The organism is Halopseudomonas sp. SMJS2, assembly GCF_029866945.1.
Classification (GTDB): domain Bacteria; phylum Pseudomonadota; class Gammaproteobacteria; order Pseudomonadales; family Pseudomonadaceae; genus Halopseudomonas; species Halopseudomonas bauzanensis.
This window is the reverse complement of the sequence record NZ_CP123445.1, coordinates 1,491,619-1,516,643: the sequence shown is the minus strand read 5'-3', so window position 1 is coordinate 1,516,643 and position 25,025 is coordinate 1,491,619. Positions and strand designations below refer to the sequence as shown.

The window sequence follows — 25,025 nt, the reverse complement described above, 5'->3', positions numbered from 1 at the left end:
TTCCAGACATTCATCAAGGCCGATCCCCATGTCAGACAGCGTCATCATTGCCCGCCACCTTAGCAAAGTCGTCGATGCCCCGGAAGCGAAGCTGACCATCCTCGACAACGTCAGCCTGGAGATCCAGCGCGGCGCCAGTGTGGCCATCGTTGGCGCTTCCGGCTCGGGCAAGTCCACCCTGCTGAGCCTGCTGGCCGGACTGGATCTGCCCAGTCACGGTGAGGTGATACTGGCCGGCGAATCCCTCGGCATGCTGGATGAGGACCAACGCGCCGCCCTGCGCGCCGAGCAGGTGGGCTTCGTATTCCAGTCCTTTCAATTGCTCGACAGTCTCAATGCCCTGGAAAACGTCATGCTGCCGCTGGAGCTGGAAGGCCGGCGGGACGCCGCTGCCCGCGCCCGGCAGCTGCTGGAGCGGGTGGGCCTGGAGCATCGCACCAGCCACTATCCCCGCCAGCTGTCCGGCGGCGAGCAACAGCGCGTCGCCATTGCCCGCGCCTTCGCCTGCGAACCCGCCATCCTGTTTGCCGATGAGCCCACCGGCAACCTGGATGCTGTCACCGGCGCCCATATCACCGACCTGCTGTTCGAGCTCAACCGCGAACAGGGCACCACTCTGGTGATGGTTACTCACGATGAGCGCCTGGCCCAGCGCTGTGAACATGCGTTGCACCTGGAAGCCGGGCGCCTCAAGGAAGAGCAGGTATGATGAATCGCGACCTGCCACTGGCCTCGCGCCTGCTGCTGCGCGAATGGCGCGCCGGAGAATTGCGCATCATGCTGCTGGCATTGGTGATCGCCGTGCTCGTCAGCACCGCCATCAGTTTCTTTACCGATCGCCTGCAACGCGGCATGGCGACGCGTGCCGCGGAGTTTCTGGGCGCGGACATGCGCATCTCATCACGCGAGCCGCTGCCCGAGGAATATCTTCAGGAAGCGATTAACAATAATCTGCAACATACTGATATTGTTGATTTTTCAAGCGTAACTTCAAGTGCTTCCGAGATGCAGCTCAGCAGCATCAAGGCCGTCGGCCCCGGCTATCCGTTGCGCGGCGAGGTGCGTACCAGCCAACAGCAGTTCGGCGGCGAACAGGTCGCTGCCGGCATCCCCGAGGGCGGCACCTTGTGGATTGAACCGCGCCTGCTGAATGTGCTCGGACTGGCGATCGGCGACCAATTGGAGATCGGCTATGCCCAATTGCGGATCGCCGCCCTGCTGACTCATGAGCCGGATCGTGCCGGTGACTTCTACAGCCTCACGCCACGGGTGCTGATGAACCTCGACGACCTGCAAGCAACCCGGGTCGTACAGCCCGGCAGCCGGGTGCGCTATCGCCTGCTGCTCAGCGGTAACGAAGCCGACCTGCAAGCCTATCGCCAATGGCTGGAACCGCGTCTGGAAGACCATCAGCGGCTGACCTCGGTCGCCGACGACAATCGTCAGATTGGCAGCGCACTGGAGCGTTCCAACCAGTTTCTCGGGCTGGCCAGCATCGCGGCAGTGGTGCTGGCGGGAGTCGCCGTCGCACTGTCCGCCAGCCGCTTTGCCAGCCGACATTACGACACCAGCGCGCTGCTGCGTTGCCTGGGTGCCAGCCGCCGCCGGGCGCTGAGGCTGTTCCTGATCCAGCTGCTCGGACTGGGTATCGTCGCCACGCTGATCGGGCTGCTGCTGGGCTGGCTCATGCAGTGGGGGCTGGTGCATCTGCTCCGTGAGCTACTGCCGCCGGACCTGCCCCAGGCCGGGATCAAGCCGCTGCTGGTCGGCACCGCCACCGGCCTGGTCGGCCTGCTCGGCTTTGCCCTGCCGCCGCTGTTGCGGTTGGGCCGGGTATCCCCGCTGCGGGTATTGCGCCGCGAGCTGACACCGTTGCCCGGCAGTGCCTGGCTGATCTACGGACTGGCATTGGGCGGGCTCAGCCTGCTGATGTGGCAGTTCACCGGCAACCTGCCGATGACGCTGGCCGTGATTTTCGGCGGCGCGCTGGCCGCCCTGCTGCTCGGCAGCCTCGCCTGGGCGCTGTTACAGGCCAGCGGCAAGCGCCTGCGCAACGCCGGTCTGGCCTGGCGCCTGGGCAGCGGGCAGCTGCTGAAACAACCGAGCGCCGCCGCGGGCCAGATTCTTGCCTTTGGCCTGATCCTGATGTCCATGGTGGTGATCTTCATCCTGCGTACCGAGTTGCTGGACAGCTGGCAAGCCCAACTGCCGGAGGACGCACCCAACCATTTTGCACTGAATATCCTGCCCGCCGAAGAACCGGCATTCCGTCAGACGCTGGCCGATATCGGGGCGCGCAGCGCGCCGCTGTATCCGGTTGCGCCGGGGCGGCTGACCGCCATCAATGGCGAAGCCGTACGCGAGCATGTCACCAAGGACAGCCCCGGCGAACGCGCCATCAATCGCGACCTGAGCCTGACCTGGGCCGCCGACCTGGCGCCGGACAACCTGCTGCGTGACGGCCAGTGGTGGGATCAACTGCCAGCCAGCGATGGCCATCGCGTTTCCATCGAAGCGGAACTGGCGGACAGTCTTGGTGTGAGCCTGGGGGATCAACTGAGTTTCCTCATCAGCGGGGCCACGGTGGAGGCCGAGGTCAGCAGTGTGCGCGAGGTCAATTGGGACAACTTCACTCCCAACTTCTACATGGTGTTCTCACCCGGTGCGCTGGACGGCCTGCCCAGCACCCTGCTGACCAGCTTCCACCTGCCACCGGAGCAGCGCGAGGGATTGCGCGAACTGACCCGCACCTTCCCGGCGATGACGCTACTGGAAGTCGAAGCCATCCTGCAGCAACTGCGCGAAATTCTCGATCAGGTCACCCTGGCGGTGGAATATGTGCTGGTGTTCGTACTGCTGGCCGGCTTCACCGTGCTGTTTGCTTCGCTGCAATCGACGCTGGATACCCGGCTATATGAAGGCGCCCTGCTGCGTACCCTGGGCGCCCGCCGGCAACTGCTGCGCCAGGCCAACCGACTGGAATTTGCCCTGCTCGGTGCCCTTGCCGGCCTGCTGGCCATCGTCGCCGCCGAGCTCATCACCTGGCTGCTGTACCGCTACGCCCTGGATCTGCAATGGCAGCCGCATTACCTGCTCTGGCTACTGGTCCCCCTCGGTGGCGCCTTGCTGATCGGCCTCGCTGGCGCCCTCGGTACCCGCGCCGTGGTCAACCAGAGCCCAATGAAACTGATCAACCGGGGAGCCTGAACATGAGCCGCTATCGCCCGCCGCGCTCTGCTGGCACGCCATTGATCACCGCCGACGGCGCACAACGCCTGCGCGCTGAGCTGCACCAGTTGTGGAATGTGCAACGCCCGGAAGTCACCCGCGCGGTCAGCGAAGCTGCCGCCCAGGGCGACCGCTCGGAGAACGCCGAGTACACCTATGGCAAGAAGATGCTGCGCCAGATCGACAGTCGCGTGCGCTTTCTGCGCAAGCGGCTGGAAAACCTGAAAATCATCGACCAGCCGCCCAGCGACCCCGACAAGATCTTCTTCAGCGCCCGGGTCGAACTGGAGGACGAGGATGGCCAGCCACTGACAGTCCGCATCGTCGGCCCCGACGAGATCGATCCCAAGCAACAGCACATCAGCATCGACAGCCCTCTGGCCCGCGCACTGCTGGGCAAGCGGGTGGATGACGAGGTGGTGGTACAGGCGCCGGCGGGTGAGCGGCTGTATTGGGTGATAGCTATCCAGTACTGAGCCAGCCTCCTCGCTTAAAGCCCGAGCCACTCCGCCGGCCGCACCCCGCGCCCATGGGGCAACGTCAGATCCTGCCCCTCGCCCAGCGGCACGATGCGCGTCGGGTTGATGGTGGCATGGCTGTAGTAGTAATGCTGCTTGATATGCTCGAAGCTGACCGTCTCGGCAACGCCCGGCCACTGATAGAGTTCGCGCAGATAACCGGAGAGATGGGAATAATCCTCGATACGCCGGATATTGCACTTGAAGTGACCGTGGTAGACCGGATCAAACCGCACCAGCGTAGTGAACAACCGCCAATCCGCCTCGGTAATGCGCTCCCCAGTCAGGTAGCGCCGCTCCGCGAGCAGGCCGTCGAGCCAGTCCAGCGCGGCGAACAACGTCCGGCACTCCTTCTCGTAGACGTCCTGAGCAGTGGCAAACCCGGTTTTGTAGACGCCATTGTTCACTTCGTTGTAGATACGCTCGTTCAACCGGTCGATTTCCCCGCGTAACGACTCGGGATAGTAATCCTCGGTGTTGCCGGTCAGGGTATCGAAGGCGCTGTTGAAGATGCGCACGATCTCCGCCGACTCGTTATTGACGATGGTCTGTTCCTGCTTGTCCCACAATACCGGCACCGTCACCCGACCGCTGTAGTCCGGCTTGGCCAGGGTGTATAGCTGATGATGGCAGGCGAAACCGTAGAGCGGCTCGACCGGATCATAGACCCAGCCCTGATCGAGCATGTGCGGATGCACCACGGTCACATCGATGTGCGGCTCCAGCCCCTTGAGCCTGCGCAGTATCAGGGTGCGGTGCGCCCAGGGGCAGGCCAGAGAGACATACAGGTGATACCGCCCGCTCTCCGGAGCGAAGCGACCGCCCTCCTCGATCCCGTGGCGATACCCAGCGTCTTCACGCACGAAAGCGCCCCCGGTGGCGCTGGTGTCATACCATTGGTCATGCCATACACCCTTGATCAGGCGTCCCATTCTGCACCTCCGGCTTGTCTGTTCGACGTGTGACACTGCGCACTGCGAAATGTCTGCAGCAATTTATATTGGATAAGCGTATACTACGCGATCTTCAATCCCCCAAGGTTTACTTCCCGTATGTCCGATACCGCTCCGGCGGCACCGCAGTTTGCCGATCTCGGCTTGCCTGCACCGCTTCTTGAGGCTCTGAACAGCCTCGGCTATGAAACACCCTCTCCTATCCAGGCCGAGGCTATTCCGACTCTGTTGGCCGGCGAAGACCTGCTGGGCCTGGCACAGACCGGCACCGGCAAGACCGCGGCCTTTTCCCTGCCGGTACTGGCAGGTATCGACGTCAGCATCCGCGCCACCCAGGCGCTGGTTCTCACTCCGACCCGCGAACTGGCTCTGCAGGTCGCTGAAGCGCTGCAGCGCTACGCGCAGAATATGCGTGGCTTTTCCGTGCTGGCCCTCTACGGCGGCTCCCCCTTCGCTCCGCAGTTCAAGGCTCTGGAGCGAGGCGCCCACGTCGTCGTGGCCACCCCGGGTCGCCTGACCGACCACATGCGTCGCGGCAGCATCAAGTTCGACAACATGCGCTTCCTGGTGCTGGACGAAGCCGACGAGATGCTCAAGATGGGCTTCGCCGACGATCTCGAAGCCGTCTTCGAGAAAGTGCCGGAGCAGACCCAGAAGGCGCTGTTCTCCGCCACCATGCCTGCCGGCGTGCGCACCGTGGCTCGCAAGCACATGCGCGAGCCGAAGGAAATCCGCCTGCACAGCGGCAAGAGCAGCAGCCTGGACACCATTACCCAGAAGGTCTGGGAAGTGGCCAACCACCACAAGCTGGACGCCATGACCCGCCTGCTCGAAGTCGAGCCGGTCGAAGCCATGATTGTCTTCGTGCGTACCAAGACTGCCAGCCTGGAACTGTCCGAGCGCCTGGAAGCCCGTGGCTTTGCCGCTGCGGCGCTGAACGGCGACCTGAGCCAGCAACTGCGTGAGCAGGTGGTGGACCGCCTCAAGCGCGGCCTGCTGGATATCGTGGTCGCTACCGACGTGGCTGCCCGTGGTCTGGACGTGGAGCGCATTTCCCACGTACTCAACTACGATCTGCCCCACGACAGCGAATCCTATGTGCACCGGATTGGCCGTACCGGCCGCGCCGGTCGCTCCGGCACCGCCATCCTGTTCGCCACCCCGCGTGAGCGTCGCCTGCTGCATGTACTGGAGAAGGCCACCGGACAGAAGATCGAGCCCCAGGCACTGCCGAGCGCCGATGCGGTGCGCAGCGGTCGCCTGACCAAGCTCGCCACTCGCCTGCAGAACGCTGCGGAAAATACCGGTGCGCTGCATCAGCAACTGGTGGAAGAGCTGCTGCAGTTGACCAATATGGAGCCGCTGGAACTGGCCGCCAGTCTGCTGGCAACCCTGCCCAGCGCCAAGACGCTGGTCGAGCCGGTAGCCGATCTGCCAGCCGCGCCGCCGCGCCGGGAAATGTCCGATGACCGCGACAGTGGTCTGGTGCGTTATAAAGTCCAGGGTGGTCGCTCCAACGGCCTGATGCCCAAGCCGTTGGTCGACGCACTGGTCAAACATGGCGGCCTGCGCCGTCAGCAGATCGGTCACATCAAGATGTTCACCGAGCACACTGGCGTTTTCCTGCCACAGCTGGATCAGTCCGTACTGGGCAAGCTGGCCGGCGTCGAGGTCAATGGTGTGGCCCTGCAGATCCGCGAATGGCCGCTGCCGCCGGGTGAAACCGAGCGTCCACGCAGCCCGCGTCCGCCGCGCAAGGACTTTGCCGGCAAACCCCGCGCAGCCAAGCCGCCTCGGCGCAGCTGAGCGGGTCCGTTTTCATGGAATGGGTCGATATCGGCGTCAACCTGCTTGATGCCGCCTTTGACAAGGACCGTGAAGCGGTACTCGAACGGGCCTGGGCGGCCGGTATCAGCCAGATGATACTGACCGCCACCTCGGTAGCAGATTGCGCTGCAATACAGGCGCAATGCGCCGAGGACCCGCTCCGGCTGTTCTGCACTGCCGGCGCTCACCCCCACGAAGCCCGTCACTGGAATACCACCCAGGCAGCTGACCTGCGTCTGCTGGCTGCGGCCGACTGCGTTCGCGCCATCGGTGAATGCGGATTGGACTTCAACCGCGATTTCTCGCCCCGCCCACAACAGATCAAGGCTCTCGAAGAGCAGCTTGAGCTGGCCGTGGAGTTGGGTTATCCCGTCTTCCTGCATGAGCGCGACGCCAGCGACACGCTGGTGAGCATCCTGCGCGACTTCCGTGATCGACTGCCGGCGGCGGTGGTACATTGCTTTACCGCCGACAAGGCAGCGCTGTACGGCTATCTCGACTTGGACCTGCATATCGGTATTACCGGCTGGATCTGCGACGAACGGCGCGGCACCCATTTGCAGCCGCTGGTCAGCGAGATACCCACCGGCCGGCTGATGCTGGAAACCGATGCTCCCTGGCTGCTGCCAAGAACGCTTTCACCCAAGCCGAAGAACCGGCGCAACGAGCCGGCATGGCTGCCCGAAGTAGCGACAATGGTGGCGCAGTGTCGTGAAGAAAGCCTGGAACAGCTGGCGGAACATACCACGGCGACGGCCCGGGCTTTTTTCCGGTTACCGTAATCCACGCGCCCTCAAAAAACACCCCAGCCGCTCACCCCACCGGTAGTTTTCCGACTCGCTCATACGCTATCCTGTCTGACAACCGGCTGTACTCCGGGAAAGGACACTCCGCACAGCCTCACCACCCGTTTTCCCTGGGAGTCGCGCTCAATGCTGCGCCTGAAAAAACTGTCCCTGTGCTGCCTCCTGCCCCTCGCCGGCCTACTCGTCAGCGGCGTCACTGTCGCTCAAAGTGATCGCGGCATCCTGCCCGCCAAGGTCAGCTCAGCCCTGGCTGCTGCCAAGATCCCAGGCGATGCCATGGCACTGGCGGTCATTCCACTGGAAGGCCAGGGCTTGGCGCAATATGTGAATGCCGATCAGCCGGTCAACCCGGCCTCAACCATGAAATTGGTAACCACCTATGCGGCGCTGGAGCTGCTCGGCCCGAATTACCAATGGCAGACCGATCTCTACGGCACGGGCGCAATCAGCGGCGGCGAGTTGCAGGGCGATCTGATATTTCGCAGCAGCGGCGATCCCAAGCTGACCATGGAGCGTCTGTGGTTGATGTTGCGGGATTTGCGCGCCGCAGGAGTGCGCGAGGTGCGCGGCGACCTGGTGCTGCAACCGGCAGACATTCGCCTGCCGCTGGATGCCGGCCAGTTCCGTGATGACGGCAATGATCCGAGCAAGCCCTTTCTGGTCGAACCCGATCCGCTGCTGACCAATCTCAAGCTGCTGTCGCTGAAGAGCTTTGCCAGTGCTGACGGTGTTCGCACCCATCTGGAACCGGCCCTGCCGGAAGTCACCATCGATAATCAACTGACCACCCTGCCGGCAGTCAAGAGCTGCCCGTGGCCGAACGTGGCGTACGCCATCCGCGATGACGGCAAGCGCGCCACCATTACCCTGACCGGCTCCCTGCATGAGGGTTGTGACGCCGAGCGCTATCTGTCGGTGCTGGACGCCCCCGTCTATACCGCCAGCCTGATCCGCATCCTGTGGCACGAGATGGGCGGACGCATCCATGGCGGCAACCGCATCGGGCCCTCGCCCGCCGATGCACGCCTGCTGGCCCGCAGCACCTCGCCGGACCTGGTCAGTGTGGTGCGTGACATCAACAAGTACAGCAACAACACCATGGCGCGGCAACTGTTCCTGACCATTGGCCGTGAGCAGCGCAGCGCGGCGGATACGGATGATCATAAAGCGGCCAACCGCATCATCAATCAATGGCTGGCGGACAAGGAGATCCAGCCCAACGGGCTGGTGCTGGAAAACGGCTCGGGATTGTCACGCCTGGAGCGCATGACCGCGCGGGACATGGCGCAGTTGCTGGCGCAGGCCTGGGAGAGCCCCTACGCGGCGGAGTTCGTCGCGTCCCTGCCACTGGCAGCGATGGATGGCACCATGCGCCGCCGCATGCGCAACACGCCGGTAGCCGGCCAGGCTCATATCAAGACCGGCTCACTGCGTAACGTGCGGGCCATCGCCGGTATTACCCGGGATAACAACGGCCAGAGCTGGGCTGTCGCCGCCATCGTCAATCACCCCGCCGCCGGGGCCAGTCGGCAGGCGCTGGATAACCTGTTGAGTGATGTCCATCGCCGCGGGCCGACGGATGTGGCGGATAGCCGGTAAGAATCCCGGCTCTGCAGCCAACGCCCGCTTTTCAGGGCCTGGCGCATCACAGGCTTACTGTTGACTTAGCGACTCAACCGCCACGTCCGATGAATCCGCGTATTACGCTGGAAGTCCTTGTCCAGGGTCTGCGCGGAAATATCCTGCACCTGGTACTTTTCTTCCAGCACCGGATCCAGACGGAAGCGGCGGAAATTGTTGGAGAAATACACCACCCCGCCCGGCGCCAGCCGCGCCATGGCCATGTCCAGCAGTTGCACATGGTCGCGCTGCACATCGAAGACGTCGTCCAGGCGCTTGGAGTTGGAAAAGGTCGGCGGGTCGATGAAGATCAGCTCGTATTCGCCGCGGTCCTGCTCCAGCCATTTCATGACATCGTCCTGCACCAGTTGATGCAGGTCGGACAAGCCGTTCAACGACAGATTACGCCGCGCCCAGTCCAGGTAGGTCTTTGACAGGTCCACGCTGGTGGTTTTGCGCGCACCGCCCACCGCCGCATGCACCGAGGCACTGGCGGTATAGCAGAACAGGTTGAGAAACCGCTTGCCCCGCGCCTCGTCGGCGATGCGCAGGCGGATCGGCCGGTGATCGAGGAACAGGCCGGTATCCAGGTAATCGGTCAGATTGACCAGCAGCTTCACCTGCCCTTCGGTGACCGTCATGAATTCGCCCCGGCGATCCATGCGCTGGTATTGTTGCTTGCCGGTCTGCCGCTGGCGCTGCTTGAGCACCACCTGACTGGCCGGAATGCCCAGCACCTGGGGCAATGCCACCAGCACATCCTGTAGACGGGCCTGGGCCTTGTCTTCACTGATGCTCGCCGGGGCCGCATATTCCTGCACATGGGCCCAGTCGCCGTAGAGGTCGATCGCCACCGCGAATTCGGGCATATCCGCGTCATATAGCCGGTAGCAACTGATGTTCTGCTGCCGCGCCCACTTACCCAGCGTTTTCAGGTTCTTCTTCAGCCGGTTGGCAAACATCTGCGCCGATTCGCTGAGCCGCGCACCGGTCTCGACCGGTGCGGCGATGTCACGCCCTTCTTCCCGCTCCGCCTGATGCGGCGCGGTCCCGGTGATATAGCGTTCGGGCTGCAGGTCCATCATCAATAATTTGCAGGGCAAGGCGCCATTGAACAGCGAATACTGCTTGTGGCTGCGGATACCCATGCGCCGGCCCAGTTCGGGGTTTCCGGTGAAGATCGCCGCCTGCCAACCGGTACACTGCGTACGCAGCACATCGCCCAGTTTCTGATACAGATAGACCAGACTGGCGGTGTCGCCCAGGCGTTCGCCATAGGGCGGGTTGCAGACGATCAGGCCAGCCTGGCCACGGTCAGGGTTGGGCGCGAAGGTCGCGAGTTCGCCCTGATAGACCTTGATCCACTCCGCCAGGCCGGCCCGCTGAATGTTGTTGCGCAGCGGCTGCAGTAGCCGTGGATCGGCTTCATAGCCGCGAATCCACAATGGCGGACGAGCCAGGCCAGCCTCGGCGCGCTGTTGCGCCTCCGCATGCAGCCGCTGCCACAAAGCCGGCACATGTTGCAGCCAGTGGCTGAAACCCCAGTGCTGGCGGTGCAGGTTGGGGGCGATATCCGCCGCCATCAGGCCTGCTTCCACCAGGAACGTACCGGAGCCGCACATGGGATCGGCCAGTGCCGCGCCCTGGGCAGCCAATGCCGGCCAGTTGGCGCGAATCAATACGGCGGCGGCGAGGTTTTCCTTGAGCGGCGCGGCGCCTTGCTGGAGGCGATAGCCGCGCTGGTGCAGGCTGCTGCCGGACAGGTCCAGCGCCAACTGCACTTCGCCATTGCGACAATGCACATTCACCCGCAGATGCGGGCTTACCTTGTCCACCGAAGGGCGAATACCTTCCGGGGTCCGCAGACGATCGACAATCGCATCCTTGACCCGCAGCGCACCGAAGTGGGTATTGTCCACGCCAGCCAACTGTCCGGTGAAGTCCACGGCCAGGCTGCCGTCGGGTTCAAGATGGTCGGCCCATTGCACCCGTGCCACGCCTTCATACAGGCCTTGGGCATCGCTGGCCGGAAAGCGCTCCAGGATCAGCAGTACCCGGTTGGCCAGGCGTGACCACAGACATATCCGATAACCCAGCTCCAGATCACCCTCGGCATATACCCCAGCGACGGTTTCCCGGGCGGAGCCTGCCCCAAGAGCGCGCAGCTCGTCGAGCAGCAGGCCCTCGATACCTTTCGGGCAGGTTATAAAAAATTCAAGGGTGTCGCGCATCTCATTGATTTCCAGAGCAGTGTTACGTTTATGTTGCATGGAGACTTCTAAACAATGATACCAGTATGCCAATTCGATCTTTCCAATACCGTTCCAAAGCCCGCTCCGATAGGGTACAACGGACCTCAAGACTTTGCGTTGGTAAACCGAATAAGGAATCCGCAACTATTGCGGACTCCGGTGCAGAGGGCCCTTCTTCTGCGCCATATCCCGACCCCGAACAACGGTCGGGCTGTCATACCACTCGAGGGCTGTACTTTATGAGAAGACTAAAGCGTGATCCGATGGAACGAGCATTTTTGCGCGGATATCAGAACGGCGTTCAAGGCAAGTCTCAAGACTCCTGTCCCTTCAACAGTACCACCGCCAGGCAAAACTGGATCAATGGCTGGCGTGAAGGCAGAGCCGATCACTGGGCAGGATTCACCGGTATTTCAGGCGTACATCGACTCAACGAGATGCGCGCGGTAGGGTAATCCCCTCCTCACCCCTTTTCTCCCAAGGCGCTTACTCCAAGCGTCGGGCCTGCGAGGCCCAAGGCCCCCGTTTACGGGGGCCATTTCATTCAGCTTCTGGCCGTTTCCGCCGCACCGCTCTGCAGGGCTGCGATGGCATCCACACATTCGCGAATCAGCTCCGGCCCGCGATAGATGAAACCGCTGTAGAGCTGCACCAGGCTGGCACCCGCGTTGATCTTGGCCGCCGCATCAGCGCCGCTCAAGATACCGCCAACCCCGATGATCGGCATTTGCCCCTTGAGCTCCCCGGCCAGCACTCGGATCACCTCGGTCGATACCTCGGTCAGGGGACCACCCGACAAGCCACCCGCCTCATCGGCATGCGTCAGTCCTGCCACCCGCGTGCGATCCAGTGTGGTGTTGGTGGCGATAACCGCGTCCATACCCTGCGCCAGCAAGGTGCGCGCTACCAGACTCACCTCCTCGGGCGTCATGTCTGGAGCGATCTTGATGGCGATCGGCACGTAACGATCATACAGACTGGCCAACTCCTGCTGGCAGGCCTTGATCTGGCCCAGCAGCACCTTCAGCGTATCGCCATACTGCAGCGTGCGTAGCCCGGGCGTATTCGGCGAGGACAAATTCACCGTCACGTAGCCGGCGTGACTGTAGACCTTACGCAGGCAATACAGGTAATCATCTACCGCGCGCTCGACCGATGTGCTGGCATTCTTGCCGATATTGATCCCCAACGCCCCGCGATAACGGACCTTGGCAACGCGCTCCATCAGGGCATCCACACCCAGGTTATTGAAACCCATGCGATTGATGATGGCGTTGGCCTGCGGCAGACGGAACAGGCGCGGCTTGGGATTACCAGGTTGCGGCCGAGGCGTCACCGTGCCCACCTCGACAAAGCCGAACCCCAGACCCGCCAGGCCATCTACCGCGACTGCGTTCTTGTCCAGCCCGGCGGCAAGCCCAACCGGATTATCGAAGGTCATGCCCAGCAGCTTCACTGGATGAGGCTGAACTGGCCGTGCCAAGCGGGACGCCAGGCGCAGGCGGCCGGCTGCGCCGAGCATGTCCAATGCCAGATCGTGGGAGGTTTCGGCAGGCAGGCGAAACATCAGGGAACGCAGGTTGGAATACATGGGGAGGCCCTGGTAATGAATGGCTGCGCGGAGTATACCGTTTTGCGCGAGCTTTTTAACGTGCAAATCAGCTGCAAAGCCAATCTAGCCAAGGCGCTCCAGAGAAACCAACTTGCCCTCGTCCGTAAACCGCATGACAAAGCTGCCATAGATACCTTCGTGGCGCAGAAAGGGCCGCAGGTGATGGGCTGGCAGGCTGACGCTGCGGCCATCGCGGCTGCGCATCACCACCCTGCCGGCCTGGCCACGATACCAGGCCAGGTAACGCTCGGCGGGTAACGCCAGATCAATGATCAGTTCCTGCATGCTGCTCCATGGATGTTACCTGTCGGGTCTTGACGGCGAGGTCCGCCAGCTCGCGCATGGCAACGGCGATCATCGGGTAATCGTTCTGGCCGGCGCTTCTGAACTCGAGCAGTAATGATTGCCACCGCTGCACCCGCAGTTGATTGTGGTTCAGCCAGTCGCTCAGCAACTGTTCAACCGGCATGTCCTTGTTGCCCGCCTGCAGTACCGACACCGTCATCGCGCCCAGCTGACTTTCCAGCTCGTCGCGGTAGGATTCCCTTGCCAGTGCCTGCCAATGGGAGTCGACCGGCAATGCGTTGATCTGGTTGACGAACCAGGTGGTCTGCAACTCGCTGCCCAGCGCAAAGAAGACCTGGGCCACCCGCTGCGCGGGCTGGCCGGTGGCGTCCGCCGCGTCGATCACCCCGAGCATCGTGTAGAAGTGCCCCGCGCCAGCGACCAGGCGAGCGATGGCGGGCGGCACACCGGCGGCAGTATAGTACTCGAAGCGCGATTCCCAAAGCTGGCGTACCGACCCCTCCAGCATGTCATCGAAGTGTTCATCCAGCTCCTGGATCTGCGGGGCGAAATGGGCCACCAGGTCAGCGGTATCGGGTTGCTGCTCCGCAGCGGTTGGCTGCCCGCCAGGTGAGATCGAACCGGCCGCCTGCCCACCGCGACGGATAAACCAGCGGGTAGCCCGGCGCGCCAGTCGCATCAGCTCATCCATCAGCTCCAGCTGGATGGTCGCCGGCAGTTGATAATCCAGATGAGCAATGTTGTCGAATTGCTCCATCAAGCGGAACACATCCCGCGCCACTATGTAGGCCGCCATGATCTGCCCGGCGCTGGCACTGGTGGACTGTTCCAGGCGCCGCAGAAAGGTGACGCCCATGTGGTTCACCAGGTTATTGGCCAACTGGGTAGCAATGATCTCCCGACGCAGCCGATGTCCGGCGAGCGCAGCGGTATGCTCGCGCACCAGTCGCGGTGGGAAGGCGGTTGCCATTTCTCGGGCCAGCCAGGGGTCCTCCGGCGCTTCGGACGCGATCAGTTTCTCCTTCAGATCCGTCTTGGCATAGGAAATCAGCACCGACAGTTCCGGTCGGGTGAGCACCATGCCGTTGGCCGCACGATCCGCCAGTTGGTCATCCTCGGGCAGAAATTCCAGCGCGCGACTGAGCTTGCCGCTGGCTTCCATGGCGGTGATGAAGCGTCGATATTCCGTCATGGCACGGTGCGCCTGCCGCTCTACCAGGCTGATAGCCTGGGTCTGCTGGTAGTTGTTCAGCAACACCAGCCCGGCCACCGCTTCGGTCATGTCCGCCAGCAACTGGTTGCGCTGCTTGACAGTCATGTCACCGGCGGCGACCACTTCATTGAGCAGTATCTTGATATTGACCTCATGGTCAGAACAGTCGACCCCGCCAGCGTTATCGATGAAATCGGTATTGGCCGCTCCACCGTTAAGGCAGTATTCGATTCGGCCCAACTGGGTCATGCCCAGGTTGCCGCCCTCGCCTACCACTTTGCAGCGCAGATCGCGCCCGTCCACCCGCACCGCATCATTGGCCTTGTCACCCACCTCGGCGTGACTTTCGGTCGAGGCTTTCACATAGGTGCCGATGCCGCCATTCCACAGCAGGTCAATCGGCGCCTTGAGCAGCCGGTGGATCAGCTCGGCCGGCGTCAGCTGGTCTTCCGCGATATCGAACACATCCTTCATCTGCGGCGTCAGCGTGATCTGCTTGAGACTGCGGGAGAAGACTCCTCCCCCCTCGGAAATCAGTTGCGGATCGTAATCTTTCCAGCTCGAACGCGGCAGATCGAACAGTCGCTGGCGCTCAGCGAAACTGCGCTCGGGGTCCGGATCAGGATCAATGAAGATATTCAGATGGTTGAAGGCCACCAGCAATTTCACCGAGCGCGAAAGCAGCAGGCCGTTACCGAACACGTCGCCACTCATGTCGCCGATACCGATCACCGTGACCGGATCTTCCTGAACATTCACGCCCAGCTCTCGGAAATGCCGCTGCACCGAGATCCAGGCACCCCGTGCGGTGATGCCCATGGCCTTGTGGTCATAGCCGGCGGAGCCGCCCGAGGCGAAGGCATCACCCAGCCAGAAGCCGTAATCCGCGGCGATACCATTGGCGATATCGGAGAAACTGGCGGTGCCCTTGTCCGCCGCCACCACCAGATAATAGTCGTCGTCATCATGGCGGATCACCTGGGGCGGCGGCACTACCTGGCCATCCACCAGATTATCGGTCACATCCAGCAACCCCTGAATGAAGATACGGTAGCAGGCGATGGCTTCCTGTTGTATCTCGTCACGCTCAGCGCCGACCGGGAGCCGCCGCGGTACAAATCCACCCTTGGCGCCGACCGGTACAATCACGGCGTTCTTGACCTGCTGCGCCTTGACCAGACCGAGCACCTCGGTGCGGTAGTCTTCCTCGCGATCGGACCAGCGCAGCCCACCCCGGGCCACCTTGCCGCCACGCAGATGCACCCCTTCGACCCGCGGCGAATATACGAAAATCTCATACATCGGCCGGGGCAACGGCAACTCGGGAATGGAGGCCGGGTCCAACTTCAGGCTGATGTATGGCTTCGGCTGACCCTGCGCGTCCGGTTGGTAGAAGTTGGTACGCACGGTGGCTTTGATCAACGCCAGGAAACGGCGCAGGATGCGATCCTCGTTAAGCACCGCGACCTCTTCCAGGCCGACGATAATGGCCTGCTCCAGCTTGTCTTCCAGCTCGCCGGCCGAGGTTTTGCGGGCCAGGAAGAAGCGGGTCTTGAACAGGCGTGCCAGTTCCCGGGCAATCGAGGCATGGCTGATCAGCGTCGCGGCGATGTAGGGCAACTCGAAGCCCATGCGGATCTGCTTGATGTAACGCCCATAGGCACGCAGCACAGCGACCTCGCGCCAGTGGATACCCGCGAGCAGGATCAGCCGGTTGAAGCTGTCGTTCTCCGCCTGGCCACTCCAGATCGCGGCAAATGCCTGGCCGAACAGCTGGTTGACATCCTCCATGTCCATTTCCGGGTCCAGCGTCGAGCTGAACACGAAGTCGTGTATCCAGTAGCTTTGCCCGTCCCGTCGCTGCAGGTGGAAGGGAAACTCGCCGAGCACGCGCAGTCCGAGGTTCTCCAGCACCGGCATGACATCCGATAACGGCAGCGATCCGCCCCGGTGGTACAGTTTGCAGTGCAACTCGCCGGTCCTGCTCTGCAGCGGCTGGTAGAAGCTCAGGGCCAGAGGGTTGTCGTTATCGAGCGCGAGCAACTGCTGGACATCTGCGACCGCCGTCGCCGGGTTGAAGCGCTCGCTATAGCCCGGCGGAAAAGCGTCGCCAAAATGGGCCAGGGCCTCGGCGGCAGCGGCCTCACCCAGGCCGCCACGCAGACGCTCGTTGAAATCATCAGCCCAACTGCGGCAGGCCTGTATTACATCCCGTTCAATTTTCACGTGGTCGATTTCCAGGTTGCACCGCGGGTCAACGCTCAGAATGAACTGAACACGGACCAGCTGTGATTCGGAGAAAAACGTCCAGAATTCACTGTCGGACGCTTCAAGACGTGCCATCAATACCTGTTGTATCTGCTGGCGAACGGCGGTGGAGTAGATGTCACGGGGGATGTAGGCGAGGCAATAATAAAACTGGGCATAGTTGCCCCGGCGCAGGAATAACCGGACCTGGTTACGCTCCTGAATCTGTACTATCCCCAGCGCCGTCTCGTTGAGCAGTTGGGAGGACACCTGGAACAGGTCATCCCGAGGTAGCTCTTGCAGCACCTGATCCAGTTCCTTGCCCAGATGACTGTGCGTCTCGAAGCCGGAATCACGGCGCACCATTTCGACCTTGCGTCGCAGCCAGGGAATGCTGTGCACATCGGCGCTATGAACCCGTGAGGTATAGAGCCCGGCGAAGCGATGCTCCAGCGTCACCTCCCCGGCATCGTTCACCTCGCGGATAGAGATGTAATCCGGATAGGCCGACCGGTGGACCCGGCTGTTCTGCGCTCCTTTGGCGAAGGATAGCAGCATGGGCGACTGCAGATAGTCCAGCACTGCCTCCGGCAGGCCCTGGATACCCTCATCCGGCGGGTCCAGCGCGGCAATGCCGAGGCTGTGTTCGGGTTGCAGACCCAGCCGCCCCTCGCCGAGCCCTTCACGAATGGCAAAGCGGGTGTAGCCCAGGAAGATGAAATGCTCCAGCAACCAATCGAGGAAGGCCGCCGCCTCCAGCCGGGTGTCAGTGTCGAACCAGCCGGCATCTTCGCCCCGCAACTGCACGCTCAACTCCTGAACCTGCCGCTGCATGGGAACATAGCCGGCAACCGCCGTCTCCACATACTGCAGCGCCTCATGTAGCCCAGCCTGCAGCGCCTTGAGTTCCGCTGGCGTGGCGCAGCGATCAACCTCTATATGCATCACCGACTCGCCGCGCAACTCCTCGTCCCGGGCCGCCGCCGGATGCAGCTCCAGCAGCCGGCCAGCAGCATCCCGCTTCACCATGAAGGTGCTGTTCTGCAGGACATGGATAGCGTAGCCCTGGCGATTGAGTTCGATACGTACCGAATCCACCAAAAAGGGTGAGTCCAGATGCAACAACTGGATTACCGTATGGGGCGAATGCCAGCCGTGATTTTGCACCTGCGGATTGAATACCCGGATGCTGCCCTTGCTGTCATCGAACTGCTGCAGCATCCGCCAGCCGGATAGCACCGCCCCCAGCAAATCGGTGTCCTGGCGAGCGAGCAATTCCTCCAGGGTCGCGATACCGAAGAAATGCCGTGCGAATAGAGTCACCGCCTCTTGCTCATCCGGTTCGACCAACGCCTGCAGACGCTGCTGGACGATCTGCAGAAACTCTTTTCTGTCGCTGGCAACTATGAAAGCCATGATACCTCCGGGCAGGCCATACCGAGACTTCATCATGCCTCGCCGATGCGGTGGCAAATGAAGCGGGAACAGACCCTAGTCTAGACCATGGGCTTTTCGGTAAAGTGACACCCATTGCAGGAAGACCGACCAGCCAAGGAATCTGCTTCATGTCCCATCGCGAGTCATTGCTCCAGTTGAAAACCTTCATGGCCCAGCAGATTTTCGGCCAGGAGCAGCTGATCGACCGCATGCTGATCTGCCTGCTCGCCGGTGGTCATGTGCTGGTGGAGGGGGCACCGGGGCTGGCCAAGACCAAGGCGATCAAGGTGTTGTCCGAAGGTATCGAGGCGGATTTTCACCGCATCCAGTTCACCCCCGACCTGCTGCCGGCGGACATTACCGGCACCGAGGTCTACCGCCCGGAAACCGCCAGCTTCAGCTTTCAACAGGGGCCGATCTTCCACCATCTGGTATTGGCCGATGAGATCAACCGGGCCCCGGCCAAGGTACAGTCGGCTCTGCTCGAAGCCATGGCCGAGCGGCAGGTAAGCATCGGCCGCGAGACCTGGCCGCTACCTGAGCTGTTCATGGTGATGGCCACCCAGAACCCGATCGAGCAGGAAGGCACCTACCCCCTGCCCGAGGCCCAGTTGGACCGCTTCCTGATGCATGTACGCATCGGTTTTCCCGATGCCGCGCTGGAGCGCCAGATCCTGCATCTGGCCCGGGGCGAAGCCAAGGGCTTCGAGCCGCGTATTGCCGAGCAGGTCAGCCAGGCCGCCATTCTTGCTGCTCGTCAGGAAGTGCTCGGCCTGTTCATGGCCGAGGCCGTGGAGGAATATCTGATCCAGCTGATCATGGCCACCCGCCGTCCAGAGCTGTACAACCCGCAGCTGGCGGAATGGATCCAGATGGGCGCCAGCCCGCGCGGCACCATCGCTCTGGACCGCTGCGCCCGCGCCCACGCCTGGCTGGCCGGGCGGGATTTCGTCAGCCCAGAGGATGTGCAGGCCATCGTCCATGATGTGCTGCGCCATCGCTTGATGCTCAGTTTCGAGGCCGAAGCGGCCGGCATCGACGCCGACCGGGCCATCACCCTGCTGGTCGAATCCGTTGCCGTGGTCTAGACAGACATGAGTGACGCCGCGGTCTACGTCACCCTCGACTCGTTGCTGGAGGAGCGCCGGCATTGCCGCGAACTACCACTGTCCGGGCGCCCGCTGCATTCCGGGCGTCAGGCCGGCCAGCAATTGTCGCGGTTGCGTGGCCGGGGCATCGATTTTGACCAGGTGCGCCTTTACCAGCCGGGCGATGACATTCGCAATATCGACTGGCGCGTGACCGCACGCACCCGCAAAGCCCATACCAAGGTTTTCAATGAAGAGCGCGAACGGCCGGTATTCATCATCTGCGAACAAAGCAGCCGGCTGTTCTTCGGCTCTCAGCTGTGTTTCAAATCGGTGCTGGCTGCAGAGGCCTGCGCCCTGATCGCCTGGATGGCGCTGGCACACAACGACCGCATCGGCGGTATGGTGTTCGATGCCGAGCAATGCCATGAGGTGCGCCCGCGTCGCAGTCGACGGGCCATCCTGCAGCTGTTCAGCCAACTGCTCAAAGCGAATCAGGCGCTGCAACCGAGCACCGCCCCGCCTGGCAGCGAACCGCTGAATCTTGCGCTACGCCACAGCCGCGAGGTGATTCGCCCCGGCAGTATCCTCTATCTGCTCTGCGATCACGCTGCCATCGATGGCTTGAGCCAGCCGCTGCTCAATGCCTTGAGCGCGCACAGTGATCTGGTGCTGTTGCCGATATTTGATCCACTGGAGGCCAGCCTGCCCAGCAGTCCAGGGCTGGAATTTGTGCAGGGTCAGCAGCGGCTTACACTCAACACCACCAATGCGTCGCTGCGTGAGGCCTGGGCCGCCCAATTCCTGACCCGCCAGCAAGGCTGGCAACGGCTCGCGAGCCGGTTGCGCTGCGGCTTGCAGCCGCTGGAGACCAGTCGCACGCCGATTGACCAGCTCCAGTTGATGTTGAGCATGTACGCGCGGAGGCGGCATTGATGGAACAGGCGCTTCAGGCACAACTTACCCACCCGGCGCTGCCGCCGCCTATCCCCTGGTGGCCCCCGGCCCCCGGCTGGTGGCTGCTGGTGATCGGTGTTCTGTTGATCGCCCTACTGCTGCCCTGGTTGCTGCGCCATGCCCGACGGCGGCAACGGCGGCAGCAGCGCCAGAGTTGGCGAGTAGTCGCGGATGTGCCGGCCAGCCTGCCGGATGCCCAGTGGTTGGCCGCGATCAACACCCGGATCAAGCAGTTGTTGAAGCAACGGGGCGATGTCGCGGCGACCCGGTTGTTTGGCGAGGCCTGGCTCGATTATCTCTGCAGCCGCTATCCGGGGGCCCAGCGCCAGGCGCTGCAACCGCTGGCGGCGGATCTCTACCGACCGCAGGTCGACCTGAGCCCGGCACAGCGCCAGGTCCTGCTCGCAGAGTTGCGCCGCTGGGTGCGCCATCATGATGTTTGAATTCCATTGGCCGCTGTGCTTCCTGTTGCTGCCGCTGCCCTGGCTGTATCGGCGCTGGCTGCCTCCGGCCGAAACCCGCTCTGCCGCATTGCAGGTCGGTTTCATGGAACGGCTGCAAGCGTTGCAACCGCTGGCAGCCCAGCCGGGCAGTCCCGGCCGCAAGTGGCCATATCTGGTGGTCTGGGCGCTGCTGGTCGTGGCCGCCGCCCGCCCCCAGCTACTGGGCGACAGCTTGCCCACGGCGGTCACCGGCCGCGACATGATGCTGGCCCTGGACCTGTCCGGCAGCATGGAGTTTCGCGATATGCAGCTGGACAATAAACCCGTTGATCGACTTACGCTGGTCAAACACCTGCTCGGTGAGTTTGTCGAACGCCGCCGGGGGGACCGCCTGGGGCTCATCCTGTTCGGCTCGCAGGCCTATGTCCAGGCGCCCCTTACCCATGACCGCCAGGCCATCGGCGAATGGCTCGACGAAAGCTTTATCGGCCTGGCCGGCCGTGAAACCGCGATCGGCGATGCCATTGGCCTGGCTATCAAACGGCTGCTGGACGAACCCGCCGCCAGCCGGGTGCTGATTCTGATCACCGATGGCGCCAATACCGCCGGCAGCGTCAGCCCGCTGCGCGCTGCCCGGCTGGCCGCGGAGCACGGCATCCGCATCTTCAGTATCGGCGTGGGTGCCGACACCCTGGCCCCGGATGGCGTCACGTCCAGTCTCTGGGGGTTGCAGTTCGATCCGTCCATCGAACTGGATGAGGTGAGCCTCCGAGAGATTGCCCACCTCACCGGTGGGGCCTATTTCCGCGCCCGCAACGAAGCCGATCTGCAGGCCATTTATCAACAGCTCGACACTCTGGAGCCAGCACTGCGCGAAGGCCTGCCCGATCGCCAGGCCACCCCACTGTATCCCTGGCCTCTGGCGCTGGCGCTACTGCTGAGCCTGACGTTATCCAGCAACATGGTACGCCGGAGTCATCAGCATGACTGAATTGCTCGGCCTGTCCTTCGCCCGCCCGCTGTGGCTGCTGGTCTTGCCACCGGCGGTCATTCTGCTGGTGCTGTTATATCAGCGCGGCTGGCGTCAATCGGGCTGGGAACAGTTGCTGCCCGCCTCGCTGCGGCCCTGGTTGCTGCAACAACATCCCGGCGGCAGTCACGCGCTGCGCTTTGTCCTTCTCGGGCTGACCTGGACCCTGGCAATCCTGGCGTTGGCCAGTCCGGTGATGGACAGCACCAACCAACCCCGGCGGTTACCGGACAGTGCGGTGGTCATGGTGCTCGATGTATCGCGCAACATGCTGTCCGACGATCTTGCACCTGATCGCCTGCAGCGGGCCAAGCACAAGATCCGTACCTTGATGCAGGACTATCCTGACAGTCAGCTGGGGCTGGTCGCGTTCGCCGGCAGCGCCCACCGGGTGAGCCCGCTGAGCCGGGATCGTAATACGCTGCGCAGCCTGCTGACGGCCTTGGACCCGGAAATTATGCCGATCGACGGCCAGAACCTGGACCAGGCGATGGTATTGGCCCGGCAAATGCTTTCCGGCCACCCACAGAGCACCTCGCAGATACTGCTGTTGACCAGCGGTCTGGATAGCCCGGAGCGTGAAGTATTGGCCAGCCATGCCCGGGAACTCGGCGCGCAACTGGCCATTCTGGGCATTGGCACCGCCTCCGGTGCGCCGGTCCCTCTGCCAGAGGGCGGTTTCATGCGCGACAGCGAGGGGCGTATCCTGTTGCCCCGGCTCAATGGTCAACAGCTGGCAGCGGTGGCCCGCCAGCATGGTAGTCGTTACCATGGCATCACCGTCGGCAATCGGGACCTGGATTACTTGCTGCAGCCCTTGCGCACCACCACCGACGCCGAGGTGAGCGACCGTCACCTGCCACTGGATCAAGGCCACTGGCTGGTGCTACTGCTGTTGCCATTAGCCGCGCTAGGGGCACGGCGCGGCTGGTTAGGGGTGCTTCTGATTGCGGCGCTGCTGCCACCACCAGCGCAAGCCCTGAGCTGGGCGGATCTCTGGCAACGCCCCGACCAGCAGGCAATGCAGCTACTCGAGCAACAGCAGCCCGCCGCGGCTGCCGAGCGTTTTAGCGATCCAGCCTGGCACGCCTGGGCGTTATATCAGGCCGGAGACTACGAGCAAGCCGCCACGGCCTGGGCAGCACTGGCCGCCACCGAGCCCGACAATGCTGAGCATCATTTCAACCGCGGTACCGCTCAGGCCATGGCCGGCGACTATCAACCGGCGCTGGAGTCCTACGAGCAGGCCCTGACCCGGGACCCGAGACATACCGCCGCGCGGCACAACCGCGGTATCATCGAGGCGCTGCTGGAGCAGTTGCGACAGCAGCAACAGGAAGACGCCAGTACTGAGGGAGACGCGGCCTCATCAGGGGAACAGCCTCGCACAACCGGCAGTCAGACGGCTGGGAACGGCAACGGCAACGGCAACGGCAAAGAGCCCACCCCCGCCGCGTCAACATCCGCCCAGGGCAGCAAGGCTGACGCGACGCCGGGCAGCACAACGCCGGCGACCGGAGGCGCGGCATCTGGCGATCTGAACAACGGCCAGGCTAGCCCCTCAATGGGCAGCGGTCCGCAGCGGGAAGAAGGCGGCTCAACCAGCCCGCGCGGCCCACAGCAGCAAAACAACAACGCAGCATTGGAACAGCGACAGGCACTGCAACAATGGCTCAGGGAGATTCCGGATGATCCGGCGGAGTTGTTGCGGCGCAAATTTCTCTATCAACATCTGCAGCAACAGGAACCGCCGCGATGATTAGATTGATAACACTGTGGCTGTTGGTGGTGCTCAGCCCGCTGGCCCACGCTGCTCTGGATGCCAGCGTCGACCGCACCCGGTTGGTGGAAGGTGAAGCCCTGGAGCTGACCCTGGAAACCCCTTCGGCCAGCCGCCTGAGCGAGCTGGACCTGACCCCGCTGGAAGAAAACTTCGAGGTACAGCGCACCCGGCAATTGAGCCTGGTCAGCCAGGCCGACGGCAAAACCACTCCCGTCACCCGCTGGGTAGTCACACTGCTCCCCTTGCGCACCGGCTTTGTGGTCATCCCGCCGCTGCAGCTGGGCGCAGTGACGAGCCAGCCGGTCTCCCTGCAGGTACTGTCGGCAGCGCAAGCCGCCAGCGACAGCAGCGCGCAACTGGCGCCGGTGTTCATCGACAGCGAAGTGGATATCGAAACGCCCTATGTGCAGGCCCAGGTATTGTTGACCCTGCGCATCTACCACTCGGTATCGCTGTTCGACGATTCCACCCTGAGCGGCCTGGACATACCCAATGCCCGCGTCGAGAGCCTGGGGCCGCCCCGGCATTTCGAGCGGACCATGAACGGGGTACGCCACGGCGTGATCGAGATGCGCTACGCCCTCTTCGCCCAACAGAGCGGCGAGCTGGATATCCCCTCGCAACTGTTCAGCGCCACGGTATTGCAACCCACCAGCAATGAGCGATTCTCGGCGCGCACCGGCAAGCTGGTCCAGGTGCGCTCGCCGAGCATTCGCCTGCAGGTAAGACCTGTCCCTGACAGCTACCCTGCCGGTGCCCCCTGGTTGCCGGCCGCGGCGCTGAGTCTGAGCCAGACCTGGCAACCGGACCCCGGCATTGATCTGCTCAGTGGCGAGCCCCTGACACGAACATTGATCCTGGAAGCCCGCGGTCTGAATGCCAGCCAATTGCCGGCGCTGCAGAGCCTGACCACGGGCGCGGTCGATGAGTTGCGTCAGTATGCCGATCAACCACGATTGGAAAGCCGCAACAGTGATGAAGGCATCAGCAGCGCACGGCATGACAGCGCCGCGCTGGTCGCCCTGCAGGAAGGCTCCTATACCCTGCCGCCAGTCGTGGTCAACTGGTGGAATACCGAGCAGGACCGACTGGAGACTGCCACACTGGATGCGGTCACCCTGAACGTCAGTCGTAGTGGCGACTTTTCATCCACTGCCGGTCCGGTCAACTTTCCCATGGCCGAGCCCGCCCTGCTCTGGCCCTGGCAGCTGGCAACTGCATTGCTGATACTGGCATTGGCAGCCAGCCTGTATTTTCTGCGTCAGGCCCGCCGGGCGCTGGCCGACTTCAGCCTACCGGAAGCCGAAGAAGATCTGGGTGACCAGGATCAGGGCAACCCCTTGGCGGACCTGCAGGCGGCCTGTCGGACCAACCAGCCAGCGGATGCCCGCAAGGCGCTGGAAGCCTGGGCGCGCCAGCAGCATGGCGAGGGGCTGATTGGCCTGGCACATAATTACCTGGAGTTGGAAGAGGCTCTCGACGAACTCAATGCCTGCCTGTTCGGCCGTGCTCACCATCCCTGGCGCGGCAAGCCGCTGTGGCGTGCCGTGCGTATGGTCATCCAGAGCCGCCGCCGGGAAGCGGAGGAAGAACAGGCCGCCAAACCCGAAGGGCTGTACCCCGAAGTCTGAACCCCCATCGCAAGTGCAGGTGCTGCCGGGACTCCCGCCCCCAGCAAATGCTACCTCATGATCATTGCCAGCCT

18 protein-coding genes are annotated in these 25,025 nt (G+C 63.0%); 13 read left to right on the top strand and 5 right to left on the bottom strand.

The window, feature by feature from the left end:
- Nucleotides 1-28 precede the first annotated feature (28 nt).
- Genes QAO71_RS07115 through greB form a run of 3 tightly spaced genes read left to right on the top strand, consistent with a single transcriptional unit; the run spans nt 29 to nt 3,704 of the window.
- The gene (locus QAO71_RS07115; protein ID WP_074779906.1) at nt 29-709 is read left to right on the top strand and encodes an ATP-binding cassette domain-containing protein; all 681 of its coding nucleotides are present in this window, start codon (nt 29-31) and stop codon (nt 707-709) included.
- Nucleotides 706-3,207 (top strand): FtsX-like permease family protein, encoded by a 2,502-nt coding sequence (locus QAO71_RS07110; RefSeq protein WP_280165565.1) that lies wholly within the window; start codon nt 706-708, stop codon nt 3,205-3,207. The genes QAO71_RS07115 and QAO71_RS07110 overlap by 4 nt, the downstream gene beginning before the upstream one ends.
- Before the next feature lie 2 nt (nt 3,208-3,209).
- A complete protein-coding gene (gene greB / locus QAO71_RS07105) occupies nt 3,210-3,704 on the top strand; it encodes a transcription elongation factor GreB (protein WP_280165564.1) in 495 nt (164 codons plus the stop codon).
- Nucleotides 3,705-3,718: 14 nt separating this feature from the next.
- On the opposite strand, the gene QAO71_RS07100 is transcribed toward greB, so the two are convergent.
- The gene (locus QAO71_RS07100) at nt 3,719-4,678 is read right to left on the bottom strand and encodes a glutathione S-transferase family protein (protein ID WP_280165563.1); all 960 of its coding nucleotides are present in this window, start codon (nt 4,676-4,678) and stop codon (nt 3,719-3,721) included.
- A gap of 120 nt (nt 4,679-4,798) precedes the next feature.
- Between QAO71_RS07100 and QAO71_RS07095 the strand changes: the two genes are divergently transcribed.
- The 3 genes from QAO71_RS07095 to dacB all read left to right on the top strand — a co-directional run bounded on the left by QAO71_RS07095 (nt 4,799) and on the right by dacB (nt 8,931).
- A complete protein-coding gene (locus tag QAO71_RS07095) occupies nt 4,799-6,505 on the top strand; it encodes a DEAD/DEAH box helicase (protein ID WP_036992383.1) in 1,707 nt (568 codons plus the stop codon).
- Between the two features lie 14 nt (nt 6,506-6,519).
- A complete protein-coding gene (locus QAO71_RS07090; protein WP_280165562.1) occupies nt 6,520-7,308 on the top strand; it encodes a TatD family hydrolase in 789 nt (262 codons plus the stop codon).
- Nucleotides 7,309-7,458: 150 nt separating this feature from the next.
- Nucleotides 7,459-8,931, top strand: coding sequence for a D-alanyl-D-alanine carboxypeptidase/D-alanyl-D-alanine-endopeptidase (dacB, locus tag QAO71_RS07085; protein WP_280165561.1), 1,473 nt, complete (start codon nt 7,459-7,461; stop codon nt 8,929-8,931).
- Between the two features lie 65 nt (nt 8,932-8,996).
- Here the strand turns inward: dacB and rlmKL are convergent, their stop codons facing one another.
- Nucleotides 8,997-11,183, bottom strand: coding sequence for a bifunctional 23S rRNA (guanine(2069)-N(7))-methyltransferase RlmK/23S rRNA (guanine(2445)-N(2))-methyltransferase RlmL (gene rlmKL / locus QAO71_RS07080; protein ID WP_280165664.1), 2,187 nt, complete (start codon nt 11,181-11,183; stop codon nt 8,997-8,999).
- 260 nt (nt 11,184-11,443) lie between these two features.
- Here rlmKL and rmf point away from each other — a divergent pair, with 260 nt between their 5' ends.
- The gene (gene rmf, locus QAO71_RS07075) at nt 11,444-11,659 is read left to right on the top strand and encodes a ribosome modulation factor (RefSeq protein WP_074779925.1); all 216 of its coding nucleotides are present in this window, start codon (nt 11,444-11,446) and stop codon (nt 11,657-11,659) included.
- An 89-nt stretch (nt 11,660-11,748) separates the two neighbouring features.
- On the opposite strand, the gene QAO71_RS07070 is transcribed toward rmf, so the two are convergent.
- The 3 genes from QAO71_RS07070 to QAO71_RS07060 form a co-directional block, all read right to left on the bottom strand.
- Nucleotides 11,749-12,795, bottom strand: coding sequence for a quinone-dependent dihydroorotate dehydrogenase (locus QAO71_RS07070; protein ID WP_280165560.1), 1,047 nt, complete (start codon nt 12,793-12,795; stop codon nt 11,749-11,751).
- Between the two features lie 84 nt (nt 12,796-12,879).
- Nucleotides 12,880-13,101: a DUF2835 domain-containing protein gene (locus tag QAO71_RS07065; RefSeq protein WP_036992390.1), complete on the bottom strand. Its 222-nt coding sequence runs from the start codon at nt 13,099-13,101 to the stop codon at nt 12,880-12,882.
- Nucleotides 13,082-17,998, bottom strand: coding sequence for an NAD-glutamate dehydrogenase (locus QAO71_RS07060; protein ID WP_280165559.1), 4,917 nt, complete (start codon nt 17,996-17,998; stop codon nt 13,082-13,084). Before QAO71_RS07060 ends, QAO71_RS07065 begins: the two co-directional genes overlap by 20 nt.
- A gap of 149 nt (nt 17,999-18,147) precedes the next feature.
- Here QAO71_RS07060 and QAO71_RS07055 point away from each other — a divergent pair, with 149 nt between their 5' ends.
- From QAO71_RS07055 to QAO71_RS07030, 6 genes are read left to right on the top strand one after another with little or no spacing between them, the layout of a single operon-like run.
- Nucleotides 18,148-19,107, top strand: coding sequence for a MoxR family ATPase (locus QAO71_RS07055; RefSeq protein ID WP_036992391.1), 960 nt, complete (start codon nt 18,148-18,150; stop codon nt 19,105-19,107).
- 6 nt (nt 19,108-19,113) lie between these two features.
- Nucleotides 19,114-20,043: a DUF58 domain-containing protein gene (locus QAO71_RS07050; protein WP_136869850.1), complete on the top strand. Its 930-nt coding sequence runs from the start codon at nt 19,114-19,116 to the stop codon at nt 20,041-20,043.
- The gene (locus QAO71_RS07045) at nt 20,043-20,507 is read left to right on the top strand and encodes a DUF4381 family protein (RefSeq protein ID WP_280165558.1); all 465 of its coding nucleotides are present in this window, start codon (nt 20,043-20,045) and stop codon (nt 20,505-20,507) included. Before QAO71_RS07050 ends, QAO71_RS07045 begins: the two co-directional genes overlap by 1 nt.
- Nucleotides 20,497-21,498: a VWA domain-containing protein gene (locus QAO71_RS07040; protein WP_235818270.1), complete on the top strand. Its 1,002-nt coding sequence runs from the start codon at nt 20,497-20,499 to the stop codon at nt 21,496-21,498. The genes QAO71_RS07045 and QAO71_RS07040 overlap by 11 nt, the downstream gene beginning before the upstream one ends.
- Nucleotides 21,491-23,296 carry a VWA domain-containing protein gene (locus QAO71_RS07035; RefSeq protein WP_280165557.1) on the top strand — a complete coding sequence of 602 codons (1,806 nt, stop codon included), beginning with the start codon at nt 21,491-21,493 and terminating at the stop codon, nt 23,294-23,296. The genes QAO71_RS07040 and QAO71_RS07035 overlap by 8 nt, the downstream gene beginning before the upstream one ends.
- Nucleotides 23,293-24,951, top strand: a complete 1,659-nt coding sequence (locus tag QAO71_RS07030) for a BatD family protein (protein WP_074779937.1) — start codon at nt 23,293-23,295, stop codon at nt 24,949-24,951. Before QAO71_RS07035 ends, QAO71_RS07030 begins: the two co-directional genes overlap by 4 nt.
- Nucleotides 24,952-25,025 lie beyond the last annotated feature (74 nt).

Coding starts and splice junctions, on each gene's coding strand:
- QAO71_RS07115 (WP_074779906.1), top strand. CDS start 29: ATGTCAGACAGCGTCATCATTGCCCGCCACCTTAGCAAAGTCGTCGAT.
- QAO71_RS07110 (WP_280165565.1), top strand. CDS start 706: ATGATGAATCGCGACCTGCCACTGGCCTCGCGCCTGCTGCTGCGCGAA.
- greB (WP_280165564.1), top strand. CDS start 3,210: ATGAGCCGCTATCGCCCGCCGCGCTCTGCTGGCACGCCATTGATCACC.
- QAO71_RS07100 (WP_280165563.1), bottom strand. CDS start 4,678: ATGGGACGCCTGATCAAGGGTGTATGGCATGACCAATGGTATGACACC.
- QAO71_RS07095 (WP_036992383.1), top strand. CDS start 4,799: ATGTCCGATACCGCTCCGGCGGCACCGCAGTTTGCCGATCTCGGCTTG.
- QAO71_RS07090 (WP_280165562.1), top strand. CDS start 6,520: ATGGAATGGGTCGATATCGGCGTCAACCTGCTTGATGCCGCCTTTGAC.
- dacB (WP_280165561.1), top strand. CDS start 7,459: ATGCTGCGCCTGAAAAAACTGTCCCTGTGCTGCCTCCTGCCCCTCGCC.
- rlmKL (WP_280165664.1), bottom strand. CDS start 11,183: ATGCGCGACACCCTTGAATTTTTTATAACCTGCCCGAAAGGTATCGAG.
- rmf (WP_074779925.1), top strand. CDS start 11,444: ATGAGAAGACTAAAGCGTGATCCGATGGAACGAGCATTTTTGCGCGGA.
- QAO71_RS07070 (WP_280165560.1), bottom strand. CDS start 12,795: ATGTATTCCAACCTGCGTTCCCTGATGTTTCGCCTGCCTGCCGAAACC.
- QAO71_RS07065 (WP_036992390.1), bottom strand. CDS start 13,101: ATGCAGGAACTGATCATTGATCTGGCGTTACCCGCCGAGCGTTACCTG.
- QAO71_RS07060 (WP_280165559.1), bottom strand. CDS start 17,998: ATGGCTTTCATAGTTGCCAGCGACAGAAAAGAGTTTCTGCAGATCGTC.
- QAO71_RS07055 (WP_036992391.1), top strand. CDS start 18,148: ATGTCCCATCGCGAGTCATTGCTCCAGTTGAAAACCTTCATGGCCCAG.
- QAO71_RS07050 (WP_136869850.1), top strand. CDS start 19,114: ATGAGTGACGCCGCGGTCTACGTCACCCTCGACTCGTTGCTGGAGGAG.
- QAO71_RS07045 (WP_280165558.1), top strand. CDS start 20,043: ATGGAACAGGCGCTTCAGGCACAACTTACCCACCCGGCGCTGCCGCCG.
- QAO71_RS07040 (WP_235818270.1), top strand. CDS start 20,497: ATGATGTTTGAATTCCATTGGCCGCTGTGCTTCCTGTTGCTGCCGCTG.
- QAO71_RS07035 (WP_280165557.1), top strand. CDS start 21,491: ATGACTGAATTGCTCGGCCTGTCCTTCGCCCGCCCGCTGTGGCTGCTG.
- QAO71_RS07030 (WP_074779937.1), top strand. CDS start 23,293: ATGATTAGATTGATAACACTGTGGCTGTTGGTGGTGCTCAGCCCGCTG.